The following is a 14,628-nucleotide window of genomic DNA, read 5'->3' as shown; positions in this document are numbered from 1 at the left end:
GCTTTATTGTGTGTGGCCCGGCCGTCCGGGTACCCGGGTGTTCCTGACTTCGAGAGGAGGCGGAACACGTGACCGGGATCATGGATCATCGGGCCGTGCACGAGGAGCGTCACTCCGTGGGCGAGCTCGTCGGGCAGGCCGCGGAGCAGCTCTCCACGCTCGTACGGCAGGAAGTGGCTCTGGCCAAGCAGGAGCTGGCCGAGAAGGGGCGGCGTGCCGGGCGCGGTGGCGGGCTGCTCGGGGCGGCGGGCGCCGTCGCGTACGCCGGGCTGCTGGTGCTGGCCGGTGCGGGTGTCGCCGCGCTCTCGCTGGTGCTGCCCGTCTGGGCCGCGGCGCTGATCGTGACGGGTGTGCTGTTCGTGATCGCGGCCGTGCTGGCGGCTACCGGGCGGGGCCAGCTGAGGAAGGCCGCGCCGCCCACGCCTGAGCGGACCCTGGGCAGTGTCAGGGCGGACGTGGAGGAGATCAAGGAGAGGGCGCATCGATGACGGACGCGACGGGTGGGGCGAAGGGGCCCGATGAGCTGCGGCGGCAGATCGAGCGGACCCGCAGCGAACTCGGCAACACGGTGCAGGAGTTGGCCGGCAAGGCGGATGTGAAGGGGCGTGCGCTGGCGCGGGCGGCCGATCTGCGGGACAAGGCCGGGGCGATGACCGTGCAGTTGCGCAGCACCGCCGCGCAGGCGGGGCACACAGTGCACGACAAGGCGACGCATGCCGGGCCTCGTCCGGTGCGCAACGTGGTCCAGGCGGGCATGCGGCATCCCGGGCCGGTGCTGGTGGCCTCGGCGGCGGGGGCCGTGGTGGCGGTCGGGGTGATGCGGTGGAGGCACGCGCACGGGCACAGGTGAGGGCCGGGTCCCAGCCCTGGGCCGTGTCCGCGCGCGGGTGGGTCTCGCTCCCCGGTCAGGGGAGCGGCTTCGGCCCGCCCCCTCCCGCGGCTTCGGCCCGCCCGTCTCTCTCCCGCTGCCGCTTGACCTCAAGTTCGGTCGAGGTTGAAAGGTGGGGTGTGTTCACGACCGGCGCTACGACTGGAGTGTTCATGAGCCGTCGAACCGACCAGCACCCCGACCCCACCGCCCCCCGTGCCGCTGCTCCGTTCTTCAGCACCTGGCGGGTGGGCACCCCCGAGCGGCAGCGGCAGACCGTGGAGGCCATCGGGCGCACCTGGGAGCGGCGGCCCTGGCCCGCCGCGGATCTGCTGGCGTATCACGTGTACGCGGGGGACGACGGGTCCACGCTGATGCACTACTCGCAGTGGACCGGCGAACAGGCCTATGAGTCGTTCGTGAAGGCTCACCGTCAGGAACGGGTCGACGAGATCGACACCGCGGTGCCGGGGATCGAGCGGGTCGGGCTCGGCCGGTACCGGCGGTACCGGAGCCGGGAACGCGCCGTGGGAGACGCGAGGGTGCCGGGGCTGATCGTCACCGTCCGGGTCGACTTCGCGGCCGGGGCGCAGCAGCGGCGCGAGGAGTGGGTCGATCTCGTGGTGAAGGCCCTGGACGACGACCCGGAGGGGCATGCCGGGCTGGTCTCAGCGCATTTCCACCTGAGCACCGACGGCGGGCATGTGCTGAACTACGCGGAGTGGGACAGCGCCGACGCCTACGACCGTGCGCTGGCCGCCCCGACGAGCGAGGGGTGGGAGCGGGTGCGCGCCTACCCGGGAGTGCAGGGGAGGACCGGCAGCCGGTACCGGCACGCTCTGGGGCTGGTGCCGGACTGATCGAGCGGGTGCGGGGCCGGCCGGGCGCAAGGCCCGGCCGGCCCCGTCCGATGTCACGGGCGGAAGCGCAGGACCTGCGGGTCGTGGTCGCTGATCTGGTCGTTGAACTCCGCGTTGACGTGCACGCTGTCGTACTCGAAGTCGCAGCCGCGCCGGATCGACGGGCTGATCAGGATCTGGTCGAGGACCTGGCTGTTGCCCTGGTAGACGTACGAGTAACGCTCGCTGCGCGGAAGCGACTTGATCGCCGACCAGAGTTCGCCGCGGCCCTCCAGGAGCTGCGCGGTCTTCGAGAACTCGAAGTCGTTGATGTCGCCCAGCGTGATGACGTCCGCGTTCTTCTGCGTGTCGAGGATGTCCTTGACGAAGGCGTTCACCACGGTGGCCTGCCGGTGGCGCTGGGTCTCGGAGCTGCGCGCCGGGGGCTGGTACTGGGAGGTGAAGCCCTGGTCGCCGCCCTTGGAGTTGAAGTGGTTGGCGATCACGAAGACCGTGCGGCCGCGGAAGACGAACTCGCCGGCCAGCGGCTTGCGGCTGTTCTTCCAGGCCTCGTCGGCGGGTGCGACGCGGCCGGGGCTGAGGGTGAGGTGGGCCTTGCCGCGGATCCTCTGCACGCCGGTGGCCGTCGTGGCGTCACCGCCCGCGCGGTCCGCGAAGGACACCCGCTCCGGGTTGAACAGGAACGCCTGGCGGATGTTGCCGCCGGGCTCACCGCCGTCGGTGCCGTCGGCCGGGTCGATCGAGCGCCAGTCGTACGTCGGGCCGCCGGCCGCGACGATCGCGTCGATCAGCTTCGTCAGGGTCTGGTCGGCCGCGACCGTGCCGTCGTTCTTCGCGCCGTTGTTGTCCTGGATCTCCTCCAGGGACACGATGTCGGGCGACTTCAGGTTGTTCACGATCGCGGACGCGTGCGCGGCGAACGTGTCGTCGGTCGGGTCGAGGTTCTCGACGTTGTAGGTGGCGACCGCGAGTTCGGACGAGCGCTGCTCGCGGGTCGTCTCGCGCTCCAAGCCCGCGCTCTTCAGCGTGCCCAGCTCGCTCGCGACCAGGGTGTAGCCGCCGAACTGGTTGTAGTCCAGGGGGCCCGCGGTGCTGCCCGCGAGGGTGTCGCCCACGTTCGCCTTGGGGAAGTCCGCCGTCGCACCGAGGGACTGGATCTGGAGGCGGCCGGTGTTCTGCTCGTCGTAGGAGCCGTAGACCGTGCCGCCGTGGCGGTTGCGGTTCTCGTGCGGCTTCACCGTCACCCAGAGCTCGGTGTACGGGTCGGTGGCGCCGACGACACGGGTGTCGGTGACCCGGACGGACATGCCCTCCAGCGCCTCGTAGTGGTCCAGGGCGTACTGCGCGGGCCGCAGGGGGAGCGCGTTGATCGAGCCGCCGGCGGCGGTGTCACCGGCCGGGGCGTAGGCGGCCGGGACCGAGCGCGAGGTGATCGCCGTGGCGGTGGGCAGCGCGTTGCCGCCGGAGACGACGGTGGTCGTCGGCTTGGTGATCTCCGTCACCGACTGGTTGCCGGAGGCCGCGCCGCCGGGAACGAATTCCGACACCGTGCCGCTGACCGTGACGGCGTCACCGACGGCGACACCCTTCGGCGCCGAGCTGGTGAAGACGAAGACGCCCTCACTGGTGGCCGGGTCGGCGTCCGGGTTCGGGTCCTGGATCCAGAAGCCGCGGGAGGAGCCGTAGGTCCGGATGCCGGTGACGATTCCGGCCACGTCCGTGACCTGCTTGCCGGCGTACGGGGATATCCGGGTGCTGCCCTGGATGTCGTGGATGCGGACCGATTCCGCGTGCGCGGGGCCGGTGAGGACGATCGTGGATGCCGCGGAGCACGCGGCGGCGACGGTGAGCGCGGCGAGACGCGCGGACGACTTGCTCGGCAACGGGATTCCCTCCGGGGACGTGACAGGGCGCCGGGACGAGGGCGGACACGTGTGGAACGGCTGGCTGCGCTGCCTGTGGGGCGGCGTGTGACGCGCATGCGGGAAGAGGGCGGTGGGCCTGGTGGGGCCGGCCCGGTGAACAACTGTCCGCCCACTTCTACGCGCGTCAATCTCCAGCCTGTGCATGTCACTTGTCAAGGTTTCGGCCATGTACGGCGGCCGACGAGGAGATGAAGTGGGCGGCATGGGTGGAAATCCGTCTAGGCTGAGCGGTTGAGTCACATGAGGCGCGCTAGGAGAACCAGCCGATGTCAGACAGCTCCCCCCTGCCGCCGGTGCGGCTGCACCCCGAAGCGGAGCTGGCGCGCGACGCGCTGTCCACGCCGTTGCTGTCCCGGGCCGCCCGGCTCGCCCGCTGGGCCGGACCGCACACCCGCGTCGACGCCGGGGGAGGGCTCGTCGACGAGCAGCTGCCCGCGGCCGCCGAGGCGCTCGGGCTGAGCGGGGACGACGCGGCCGCCGACGCCGGCGAGGCGTGGCGGGTCGCCGTGGACGCGGGGCTCGTCGAGGTCGTCGACGAGGAAGAGGGCACCGTGACGGCCGGGGAGGACCTGGCCCTGCTCACCGGAGGCTCACCGCAGGACGTGCTGGCCGTGTGGCTCGCCGCGCTGGAGACCGTGCTCGCCGACGCGAGCGTGCCCGATCTGGACGGGCTCGTGGGCGAGGACGGCGAGGTCGACCTCTCCGCCCTCGACTGGGACCCCGAGGCCGAGGCCGAGTTCCTCGACGGCGTGCTCGGCAACCTCTACCTGCTGACCGCCGGCGAGGACGCCACCGGTGGCGCCCCCGTACCGCTGCCGGCGCTGGCCGCCTCGGTGATCGTGCCCAGCGACATGGGCGAGCCCACCAACGACGTCCTGGAGCAGGTGTCCGACGCGATGATGCGGCTGGACGACCAGTTCCGGATGCTGGAGCCGGTCGGATTCGTCGCATACCAGCCGGTCGACGAGGCGCTCCTGGCCGACGCCGACGAGGAGCCCGCGCCACCCGTCGACGACACCGACGTCTCCCGCTACGGCATGGTCCGGCTCACCCCGCTCGGTGTGTACGGCATGCGCGCCCGGCTGCTGGAGGCCGGGTTCGCCGCGCCGGCCGTCGGGGACCTCGCCGACAAGGGGGCCGACGCGCTGCTCGACGGCACGGCCGAGTTCCCGCCGGGGGCCGCGCAGGCCGAGACCGAGCAGTGGCTGGAGCGCCGCGAATCGCTCGCCGCCGCACGGGAGTTGCTGGCGGCGGCCCGCGGTTCGGACGCCGGGGCGCCGTTGCGGCGGCTGCGTTGTCAGCAGGCTCTGTCGCTGGTGGGGGCCTCGGCCGAGCCCGCGCTGCGGGAGGTGCTCGACGACGCCGAGCTGGGCGGGCTCGCGCGGGTGTGGCTGACCGAGCACGGCGCGGCGGACGTGCCCGCGCCGTCCGAGGCGATGGTGTACTGGCTGACCATCGACACGGTGGCCGCGCAGCTGGCCGCGGAGGGGAACTCCGAGGAGCTGCGGGCGCTGGTGGAGGGGCTCGCCCGGCAGCACGGCGGGTTCTTCGAGGCGGTGTGGCGGGTTGATCATCCGGCCACGGCCGATGTGTTGGAGGCGATGGGGCGGCTGCATCCCGACAAGAAGGTGGCGAAGGAAGCACGGAAGGCGGCGTTCAAGGCGCGATCGCAACAGGGGGGCTGATCCCGGTTCGCGGGTGCGGCGTCGTCTCGGCTTGTCGCGCAGTTCCCCGCGCCCCTGAGGTGTTGTTCAACCGGCGTTCATGGATGAGCGGGACGGTTTCGCCGAACGAGGTCCGCCACCTCCCACGGCATCCTCACCGTCTCAGGAGACTCCATGTCGCTCACCCGCAGGGACTTCGCCAGAAACACCGCGATCACCGGCGCCGGTGTCGCGCTGGCGGGCAGCGTCGGCGCCCTCGCCACCGCGCCGAACGCCCTCGCGTCCACCGACACCGACACCGACAGTGCGGCGGACGGGGCGGCTCACGCCCGGCACGGCGTCGGCTACGGGCCGCTCGTCCCCGACCCGAAGGGCATCCTCGCCCTGCCCGCCGGCTTCTCGTACCGGGTCATCACCTACAGCGGCAGGACCAAGCTGGAGTCCGGTGAGTCCACGCCGTCCAACCACGACGGCACCGCCGCCTTCGACGGCCCCCGCGGCACCACCCTGCTCGTCAACAACCACGAGCTGAAGGGCCCGCGCGCCAAGTGGGAACACCCGGTGCCGCTCACGGAGGGCCTCGTCTACGACCCGGCGGCCGCCGGCGGCTGCACCGTCGTCGAGGTGCGCCCCGACGGACGCGTCGCCGAGTGGGTCGGCATCGCCGGCACCTCCACCAACTGCGCGGGCGGCGTCACCCCGTGGGGCACCTGGCTCACCTGCGAGGAGAACTCCGACAAGGCCGGCGTCAACGGCATGACCAAGGACCACGGCTACGTCTTCGAGGTCGACCCCTGCGACCGGCGCGCCAACCGGGCCCCCAAGCCGCTGAAGTTCTTCGGCCGTTACGACCACGAGGCCGTCGTCATCGACCCCAAGCGCGGCCACGCCTACCTCACCGAGGACGCGGCAGGCCCCAACGGCCTCTTCTTCCGCTGGACCCCGCCCCGCGGCTTCGAGTACGGCCCCGGGAAGTTCCGGGGGCTCGCCGACGACGCCGGTGTCCTCCAGGCGCCCAAGTGCTTCGACTCCGGCGGCCAGTTCGTCGACGACCTGTCCCGCGCCACGAGGATCGGCACCGTCTACGGCGTCGACTGGGTGGACGTCCCGGACCGCGACGCCCGCACCACCCCCGTGCGCAAGCAGTTCCCGGACGACCAGGTCACCCGCGCCCGCAAGCTGGAGGGCATGTGGTGGGGCGACGGCGGCGCCTACATCGTCTCCTCCTACGCCCGTGCGGAGAGCCCCGTCCAGCACGACGGCCAGGTCTGGTTCTACGACCCCAAGCGCCGCACGCTGACCCTGAAGGTCCTGCTCGGAGTGAACCCCGACCCGTCGAAGGACGGCGCGTTCGACGGCCCCGACAACATCACCGTCTCCCCGTACGGCGGCCTGGTCATCGCCGAGGACGGCGAGGGCGTGCAGCACCTGTTCGGCGCCACCGACAGCGGGCGCACCTACCCGATCGCCCGCAACGAGCTGAACATCGGCACCGAAGAGGAGCCGGAGTACAGCGAGTTCACCGGCGTCACCTTCTCGCCCGACGGCCGGACCCTCTACGCCAACATCCAGACGCCCGGCATCATGCTGGCCATCACCGGCCCCTGGAAGCGCCAGAAGCGCTCGTAAATTCGGTCGCCCTTCCCGAATCGCGCCTCCTACAGTGAGATCACAACGTCACGCACCTCCCGGTGCGATGGCAGCGGCTACTTCTCTTCCAAAGAATCCGACGCCGCCGCCGACTTGATCTCGGGAGGCGCGGCATGTGGTGGGTGCCCGGTGCGAAGGCAACGGTTACTTCCTGGATCGGACGGTTGCGGGTTCGAGTCCCGTCAGCGACTTCGGGTCGCTGTAGCTCAATGGGCAGAGCATCTGAATTGGTCCGTCGCCGACTTCTGTCCTCGGGCACCCACCTCTTTTCCCACATGCAGCGTCTCCCCCGGAACACGAATGAATTCGGGGGAATTCACCATGGCGCGATTCAATTCCAGAGCAGCCCGCGCGCGTCCCGTCTCGCGCGTGACGTCCACCGGGCGGGTGCTGCGCACCTACGAGGGCGGCCGGGGCCGTGAGCGGGACGCCCGCTCCGAGCTCTTCCTGCTCGCCGTCTCCACCTTCGTCTCCCAGCAGACCTTCTACGAGACCGGCGCCGACCGCGACGACCGGTTCCAGCGGCTCGTGCGCGAACTCGCCGTCACCGACCCGGAGTGGACGGCCGGGCTGCTCGGCTGGCTGCGCGGCGCGGGCAACCTGCGCACCGCCTCCGTCGTCGGCGCCGCCGAATACGTCAAGGCCCGCCTGGACGCCGGTGCGACCGACGGCCCGTCCAACCGGCAGGTCGTCGCCTCCGTCCTCCAGCGGCCCGACGAGCCCGGCGAACTGCTCGCGTACTGGACCGCGCTGTACGGCCGGAACGTGCCCAAGCCGGTCAAGCGCGGCATCGCCGACGCCGTGCGCCGGCTCTACCACGGCAAGGCGCTGCTGAAGTACGACACCGCCTCCAAGGGCTACCGCTTCGGTGACATCCTCAACCTCGTGCACGCGGCCCCGGACCCGGACAAGCCGTGGCAGGGCGAGCTGTTCCGCTACGCCCTCGACCGCCGTCACCACCCGGACACCGCCGTACCGCCCGCGTCGGCCCCCGTCCTCACCGCGCACCGCGCGCTGATGGCACTGCCCGTCGAGGAGCGGCGTGCGGTCGTGACCGCCGAGGGCGGTGCCGAGCGGCTGGCCGCGGCCGGGATGACCTGGGAGGCCCTGGCGGGCTGGCTCCAGGGACCCATGGACCAGGCGGCCTGGGAGGCCGTGATCCCCTCCATGGGCACCATGGCGCTGGTGCGCAACCTGCGCAACTTCGACGAGGCCGGTGTCTCGGACGAGGTGGCCGAGCGGGTCGCCGCGCGGATCAGCGACCCGGCGGAGGTCGCGCGCTCACGGCAGTTCCCCTTCCGGTACCTCGCCGCGTACCGGAACGCGCCGTCGCTGCGCTGGTCGTACGCCCTGGAGCGGGCGCTCGGCCACTCGCTGGCCAACGTGCCCGCGCTGCCCGGCCGGACGCTGGTGCTCGTGGACCGCTCGGGGTCGATGTTCTGGTCGCGGATGTCCGACCGCTCGGAGCTCAACCGCGCCGACGCGGCGGCGATCTTCGGTACGGCGCTGGCGCTGCGGGCGGAGCACGCGGACCTGGTCCAGTTCGGCTCGACGAGCGACCGCGTGACGTTCCGCGCGGGCGAGTCCGTGCTGAGGATCCTCGACCGCTTCGGCGACCTGGGCGGCACCGACACCACGGAGGCGGTGCGCCGGCACTACAGGAAGCACGACCGGGTGCTGATCGTCACCGACGAGCAGTACACGCACCACCACCGGGGCGACCCGACCGAGCAGGTCCCGGCCGACGTGCCGGTCTACACCTGGAACCTCGCCGGATACCAGGCGGGCCACGGCCCGTCGGGGAGGGGTAACCGGCACACGTTCGGGGGGCTCTCGGACGCCGCCTTCCGGATGGTCCCGCTGATCGAGGCCTCCCGGAACGCCGACTGGCCCTGGGCGGCCTGAGGACCGTGGCCCGCACCGCGTGGGGAGTGCGGGCCACGGTTCGATGCGCGACCCTTGTGGGGCCCAACTACTGACATCTAACATTTCAGTTCATGGAGGCCATCCGGCCCGTGCCCCGCACCCTGCTCAGGGACCGGGCGTACGCGGCGATCAGGGACGCCATCGTGTCCGGGGAGATCGAACCGGGAGCGGTCGTGCGGGACGCCGAGCTGGCGCAGCGGCTCGGGCTGTCCCGGGCACCGGTGCGGGAGGCGTTCTCCCGGCTGGTGGACGAGGGGCTGCTGGAGAGCAAGCCGCAGAGCTACACCCGGGTGACCCCTCTGGTGACCGCCGACGTGCGGGACGCCGCCGCCGTCGTCGGGGCCATGCACGAACTCGTCACACGGGCCGCCGTGCCCCGGCTGGACGCCGCCGGCATCGCCGCGATGCGCGCCGCCAACGAGCGGTTCGCCGCGGCCGTGGACACCGGGGACGTGGACACGGCCCTGCGCGCCGACGACGCCCTGCACGACGTCCTCGTCCGGGCGAGCGGCAACCGCGCGGCCGGTGCGACCGTCGCCCGCTACACCCCGCTCATCCGGCGCCTGGAGCGACGGCGCTTCGGCGAGGGCGGCAGCTGCCGCTCGGCCGGGCTGCACGAGCGGCTGATCGACGCCTGCGCGGCCGGTGACGTGGCCGCGGCGGTCCACGTCACGGCGGAGATCTGGCGGGGGCTCGAAGAGCTCGCCGACTGAGACCGACCCCCACCCAGGGAGGACCCATGTCCCTATCCGCGTACGCGCGTTACCCGCTGCTCTTCGGCCCCTCGCCCGTCCACCGCCTGGAGCGGCTGACCGCACACCTCGGGGGCGCCGCGCTCTGGGCCAAGCGCGAGGACTGCAACTCCGGTGTGGCCTACGGCGGGAACAAGACCCGCAAGCTGGAGTACCTCGTCGCCGACGCCCTCGCCCAGGGCTGCGACACCCTGGTGTCGATCGGCGGGGTGCAGTCCAACCACACCCGCCAGGTCGCGGCCGTGGCAGCCCGGGCCGGGCTCGGGTGCGTGCTGGTGCAGGAGAGCTGGGTGGACTGGCCCGACGCCGTGTACGACAAGGTCGGCAACATCCTGATCAGCCGGCTCGCCGGGGCCGATGTGCGTCTGGTGAAGGCCGGGTTCGGCATCGGCTTCAAGGAGAGCTGGGAGCAGGCGCTGCGCGAGGTCGAGGAGTCGGGCGGCAAGCCGTACGCCATCCCGGCCGGTGCCTCCGACCATCCGCTCGGCGGTCTCGGCTTCGCCGGGTGGGCCTACGAGGTCGCCGAGCAGGAGCGCGAGCTTGGTGTCTTCTTCGACACCGTCGTGGTGTGCTCGGTGACCGGCTCGACCCAGGCCGGCATGGTGGCCGGGTTCGCCGCGCTGGAGGCGGCGGGCGGGCGGCCCCGGCGGGTGCTCGGCATCGACGCCTCGGCGAAACCCGCCGAGACCCGGCGGCAGATCGCCCGCATCGCCCATCGCACCGGGCAGCTCATCGGTGTGGAGCGCGAGCTGACCGAGTCCGACGTCGCACTCGACGAGCGCTACCACGCGGGCGTCTACGGCGTCCCCGACGAGACGACGCTCGCGGCGATGCGGCTCGCGGCCCGGACGGAGGGGATGGTCACCGACCCCGTCTACGAGGGCAAGTCCATGGCGGGGATGATCGACCTGGTCTCCAGGGGCGAGATCGGCCGGGACTCCACGGTTCTCTACGCCCATCTGGGCGGGCAGCCGGCGCTGAACGCGTACAGCGCGCTGTTCTGACCGCCCGCCGTACGGGCGCACAGGGGAATCATCCGGCGGGGCGTCGGGTTGTGCCGGTCAGACGATGCCCCCCGGAGGAGCCGTGATGTCCGACGAACCCGCCGTCCGCCAACTCCGCCTGGTCGTGACCGCCGACGACTACGACGCCGCGCTGCACTTCTACCGGGACGTGCTCGGTCTGACCGGCCAGGCCGCGTTCGCCTCGGAGGACGGGCGGGTGACGATCCTCGACGCCGGGCGGGCCACCCTGGAGCTGACCGACCCGAACCACGCCGCGTTCATCGACGAGGTCGAGGTGGGGCGGCGGGTGGCCGGACACATCCGGGTCGCCTTCCAGGTGGACGACTCCGCCGCCACGACGGCGAAACTGGCCGCCGCGGGAGCGGAGGTCGTGGCCGGGCCGACGCGCACCCCCTGGAACTCCCTGAACTCCCGCCTCGAAGCACCGGGCGCCCTCCAGCTGACGCTGTTCACCGAGCTCGGCGACTGAAGGGCTGACGCCGATACCGGGCCGGGGGCGTCCGCGGGCGCGGGCCAGTGGGCTCGTGTGTGCCGGAGGCGGTCGTCCGGCCGCCCCTGCCGGGGTGGTGCGGCGCCGGATACAGTGCTGACCGTGTGGACGGACGATCAGCGTGCGGAGCCGAGTGCGGAGCGGCCCGACGGTGCCCGGCGCCGGGCCACCATCCACGACGTCGCGCGCCTGGCCGGAGTGTCGCGCCAGACGGTCTCCCGGGCGGTCAACGACAAGGGCGAGATCGACCCCGGCACCAAGGAGCGTGTCCTTCAGGCGGCGCGGCTCCTGGACTACCGGCCGAGCCGGTTCGCCCGTGGACTGGTCCGGAAGGGCGCCGTGACGGCCGGCCTGGTCATCCCTGACCTGCGCAACCCGTTCTTCCCCGAGGTGGCCGCCGGGGTGCTGGAGGCGGCCGAACAGCGTGGCTGGCAGGTCGTCGTGTGGGACTCCCGCATCGACCAGGCCCGGGAACGGGAGGCGCTCGACGTGCTGTCCCACCAGGCCGACGCGGTCGTGGGCTACTTCAAGGACCCGGACGACGTGCTCGCCCGGCACCTCGGGGGCGTGCCGCTGGTGCTGCTGGAGCGCGGCCCCCAGCAAACCCGGTTCGCGGCCGTGGGCATTGACGCCGCCACCGGCGTCGAGCGGGGCATGCGCCATCTGTTCCAGGCCGGGCACCGCCGGATCGGCATGCTGGACGGCATGCACGGCCCCGGGCCTCGCCGGCAGGCCTTCCTCGAGCAGGCGCGGCGGCTCGGTCTGTCCGTCGACGAGCACTGGGTCGTGGTGTGTCCCGAACACAGCGTGGCGGGCGGCGAGGCCGGCATGGAACGACTGCTGGCCCAGCGGCCCGAGGTCACCGCGGTCCTCGGCTTCAACGACCTGATCGCGATCGGGGCGATGCGAAGCGCCCGGCGCCGTGGCCGGAGGGTCCCGGACGACCTCGCCGTGCTCGGCTTCGACGGCCTGTCCCTGGGCGAGCTCGTCGAACCCGCCCTGACCACTCTGCACATCGACAAGCGGCAGCTGGGGCGGCTGGCCGTGGAGCAGGTGGCCCGGCTGCGCGCGGGCGAGGAGCCGCTGCGGGGCGCGGACGCGTGGGTGACACCCGAACTGGTGGTGCGCGACTCCGCCTGACGGTCCGACCGCAGGCCCGGCGTCACCGGACTGCCGCGCCGCGCAAGGCCCGCCGGGCCGCCGGACCGCAGACGCGGCGCCGGTGACCGGATCCGGCGAGCGGGTCCCTCCGGAGCCGACGGCCTTCGGCACCACCCGGGCCATGGGGCCGGTCCCGGTAAGGTGCGAAGCAAGTCCCCGGTTCGTGAGGAGTGGTCGCGTGGTGCAGGTCAGGCCCATGCGGGCGGACGCCCGGCGCAACCACGAGCGGTTGCTGAGGGTGGCCGTGGAGGCGTTCGCCGAGCACGGGGAGGGCGCCTCGCTCGACGACATCGCCAAGCGGGCCGGGGTCGGATCCGGCACGCTGTACCGGCACTTCCCCACCCGGCAGGCGCTGCTGGAGGCCGCCTATCTCGACCGGGTCGAGGCGATCGCGGCCCGGGCCGATGCGCTCGCGGCCGAAGTGCCGCCGCACCAGGCGCTGGTGGAGTGGCTGTACGAACTGGGCGCCGGAATGATCCGGATGCGGGGGCTGAAGGCGCTGCTGGGCCCGGCGGTCACGGACTCCGGCTCCCTGGTGAGCACGGGCTGCGGCGACTCGGTCAAGGCGGCGGCGGGACGGCTGGTCCGGGCGGCGCAGCAGGAGGGCGCGCTGCGGCGGGACGTCGAGCCGATCGATGTGCTGCGGCTGGCGCACGGCGTGGCGACGGCGTCGGAACTGGCGGACGGGCAGGACCGGCACCTCCGGCGCTATCTGACGCTGCTGGCGGAGGGGCTGGGGGCGCAGGGCCGCTGAGACGGTGAGCCCGGACGCCCCCTGGTGAGGGGGCGTCCCGGGAGGCCGGCCGGTGGGTCACAGGGCCTGGGCCGCCGGCTTCACCATCCCCCGCACCGTGCGGGACTTCACGAAGTCGCCCATCGCCGTCATCTCCCACTCGCCGGAGAACTGGCGGATCAGCTTGGCCATCAGGACGCCGGTCTGCGGCTCGGCACCGGTGAGGTCGAAGCGGACCAGCTCCTCGCCCGTCGCGCCGTCCAGGAGGCGGCAGTAGGCCTTGGCGACCTCGGTGAACTTCTGGCCGGAGAAGGAGTTGACCGTGAAGACCAGGCCGGTGACCTCCTGGGGCAGACGGCCCAGGTCGACCATGATGGTCTCGTCGTCCCCGCCGCCCTCACCCGTGAGGTTGTCGCCGGAGTGCCGGATCGCGCCGCCCACGATCTGGAGCTTGCCGAAGTAGCAGCTGTCGATGTGGTTGCGCTGCGGTCCGTAGGCGATGACCGAGGCGTCCAGGTCGATGTCCTTGCCGCGGTACGCCGGCTCCCAGCCGAGGCCCATCCTGACCTGCGAGAGCAGGGGGCGGCCGCCCTTGATCAGGGAGACCGTCTGGTTCTTCTGGAGGCTGACGCGGCCCTTGTCGAGGTTGATCTTCCCGGCGCCGGGCGCGGGCGGGGGCGGTGTCGCCGGGGCGACCGGGGGCGCGGCGGGGGTGGAGACGGGCGGGGCGGGCGGCTGCACGGGGGCGGGCGGCGGGGTCACCGGCTGGGGCGCGGCGGCGGCCGGTTCCTCCACCGTGACTCCGAAGTCCGTGGCGATGCCCGCGAGGCCGTCGGCGTATCCCTGGCCGACGGCCCGGGCCTTCCACTGCCCGTTGCGCCGGTAGACCTCCACGATGACCAGGGCCGTCTCGCCGCCGAGCTGCGGGGGCGTGAAGGAGGCCAGGACGGAGCCGTCGTCGGCGTTACGGATCGTGGCCGTCGGCTCGATGCCCTGGAAGGTCTGGCCCGCGGCGTCGGGGCTCGCGGTGACGACGATCTTCTCGATGCCCGGGGGGAGGGCCGAGGTGTCGACCACGATCGCGTCGGGCGCGCTGCCGCCGCCCGAGCGGTACGTCACGCCCGGGCCCGACGGCTGGTTGTAGAAGATGAAGTCGTCGTCGGAGCGCACCTTGCCGTCGGCGGTGAGCAGCAGGCCCGATACGTCGAGCCGCACCGGAGCGGCGACGTCCACCGTCACGCGGGCGGCGGACAGGGGGATGTTCGAGCCGGGGGTCATAGCTGTCATGCCGGGTGAACGAGCGAGGCGGTTTTGCCGTTCCCTTACCAAGCGGCCAATCGGGTCACCGGCGATTGCGGGGGTGGTCGCGGGCGGCGCGTTCGTTGCCCCGCTTGTAGTCGCCGGTCCAGCGGGCCATGACGAGCTGGGGGTCGAAGGCCTCGACCTCGGTGAGGAACCGCGCCGCGCGCGGTCCGTTCAGGGTGGTGGCGGGGCGGCCGTGGTGGCTGATGCGGACGGTTCCGCCCGCGTGCTGCTCGTAAGTGAATCCGTGGGGTCTCGGCATGCAGCGAGGG

14 protein-coding genes are annotated in these 14,628 nt (G+C 72.6%); 11 read left to right on the top strand and 3 right to left on the bottom strand.

Features of this window, described 5'->3' with window-relative positions:
* Positions 1-80 precede the first annotated feature (80 nt).
* From AB0I06_RS28170 to AB0I06_RS28160, 3 genes are all read left to right on the top strand, one after another.
* On the top strand, positions 81-488 hold the full coding sequence (locus tag AB0I06_RS28170; RefSeq protein WP_363121660.1) for a phage holin family protein: 408 nt from the start codon (positions 81-83) through the stop codon (positions 486-488).
* Positions 485-850, top strand: coding sequence for a DUF3618 domain-containing protein (locus tag AB0I06_RS28165; RefSeq protein WP_363121633.1), 366 nt, complete (start codon positions 485-487; stop codon positions 848-850). The genes AB0I06_RS28170 and AB0I06_RS28165 overlap by 4 nt, the downstream gene beginning before the upstream one ends.
* A gap of 191 nt (positions 851-1,041) precedes the next feature.
* On the top strand, positions 1,042-1,728 hold the full coding sequence (locus AB0I06_RS28160; RefSeq protein WP_363121632.1) for a hypothetical protein: 687 nt from the start codon (positions 1,042-1,044) through the stop codon (positions 1,726-1,728).
* A gap of 53 nt (positions 1,729-1,781) precedes the next feature.
* On the opposite strand, the gene AB0I06_RS28155 is transcribed toward AB0I06_RS28160, so the two are convergent.
* On the bottom strand, positions 1,782-3,611 hold the full coding sequence (locus AB0I06_RS28155) for an endonuclease/exonuclease/phosphatase family protein (RefSeq protein WP_363121631.1): 1,830 nt from the start codon (positions 3,609-3,611) through the stop codon (positions 1,782-1,784).
* Between the two features lie 308 nt (positions 3,612-3,919).
* On the opposite strand from AB0I06_RS28155, the gene AB0I06_RS28150 reads away from it, so the two are divergent.
* From AB0I06_RS28150 to AB0I06_RS28115, 8 genes are all read left to right on the top strand, one after another.
* Positions 3,920-5,338, top strand: a complete 1,419-nt coding sequence (locus tag AB0I06_RS28150) for a hypothetical protein (protein ID WP_363121630.1) — start codon at positions 3,920-3,922, stop codon at positions 5,336-5,338.
* Between the two features lie 153 nt (positions 5,339-5,491).
* Positions 5,492-6,946, top strand: a complete 1,455-nt coding sequence (locus tag AB0I06_RS28145) for an alkaline phosphatase PhoX (protein WP_363121629.1) — start codon at positions 5,492-5,494, stop codon at positions 6,944-6,946.
* Positions 6,947-7,288: 342 nt separating this feature from the next.
* Positions 7,289-8,872, top strand: coding sequence for a TROVE domain-containing protein (locus AB0I06_RS28140; protein ID WP_363121628.1), 1,584 nt, complete (start codon positions 7,289-7,291; stop codon positions 8,870-8,872).
* A 92-nt stretch (positions 8,873-8,964) separates the two neighbouring features.
* Positions 8,965-9,606: a GntR family transcriptional regulator gene (locus AB0I06_RS28135; RefSeq protein ID WP_363121627.1), complete on the top strand. Its 642-nt coding sequence runs from the start codon at positions 8,965-8,967 to the stop codon at positions 9,604-9,606.
* A 26-nt stretch (positions 9,607-9,632) separates the two neighbouring features.
* Entirely contained in the window at positions 9,633-10,649 is a 1,017-nt protein-coding gene (locus AB0I06_RS28130; protein WP_363121626.1) for a 1-aminocyclopropane-1-carboxylate deaminase, read from the top strand.
* A gap of 85 nt (positions 10,650-10,734) precedes the next feature.
* On the top strand, positions 10,735-11,139 hold the full coding sequence (locus tag AB0I06_RS28125; protein WP_363121625.1) for a VOC family protein: 405 nt from the start codon (positions 10,735-10,737) through the stop codon (positions 11,137-11,139).
* Positions 11,140-11,262: 123 nt separating this feature from the next.
* Positions 11,263-12,300, top strand: coding sequence for a LacI family DNA-binding transcriptional regulator (locus AB0I06_RS28120; protein WP_363121624.1), 1,038 nt, complete (start codon positions 11,263-11,265; stop codon positions 12,298-12,300).
* Between the two features lie 199 nt (positions 12,301-12,499).
* The gene (locus AB0I06_RS28115) at positions 12,500-13,075 is read left to right on the top strand and encodes a helix-turn-helix domain-containing protein (protein ID WP_363121623.1); all 576 of its coding nucleotides are present in this window, start codon (positions 12,500-12,502) and stop codon (positions 13,073-13,075) included.
* A 57-nt stretch (positions 13,076-13,132) separates the two neighbouring features.
* Here the strand turns inward: AB0I06_RS28115 and AB0I06_RS28110 are convergent, their stop codons facing one another.
* Together AB0I06_RS28110 and AB0I06_RS28105 are read right to left on the bottom strand one after the other, a co-directional pair.
* Positions 13,133-14,332 (bottom strand): TerD family protein, encoded by a 1,200-nt coding sequence (locus AB0I06_RS28110; protein WP_363121659.1) that lies wholly within the window; start codon positions 14,330-14,332, stop codon positions 13,133-13,135.
* A gap of 64 nt (positions 14,333-14,396) precedes the next feature.
* On the bottom strand, positions 14,397-14,618 hold the full coding sequence (locus tag AB0I06_RS28105; RefSeq protein ID WP_363121622.1) for a hypothetical protein: 222 nt from the start codon (positions 14,616-14,618) through the stop codon (positions 14,397-14,399).
* Positions 14,619-14,628 lie beyond the last annotated feature (10 nt).

The organism is Streptomyces sp. NPDC050674, from assembly GCF_040654575.1.
Classification (GTDB): domain Bacteria; phylum Actinomycetota; class Actinomycetes; order Streptomycetales; family Streptomycetaceae; genus Streptomyces.
The sequence above is the reverse complement of the archived record's forward strand: the minus strand, read 5'-3'. Positions and strand labels throughout refer to the sequence as shown.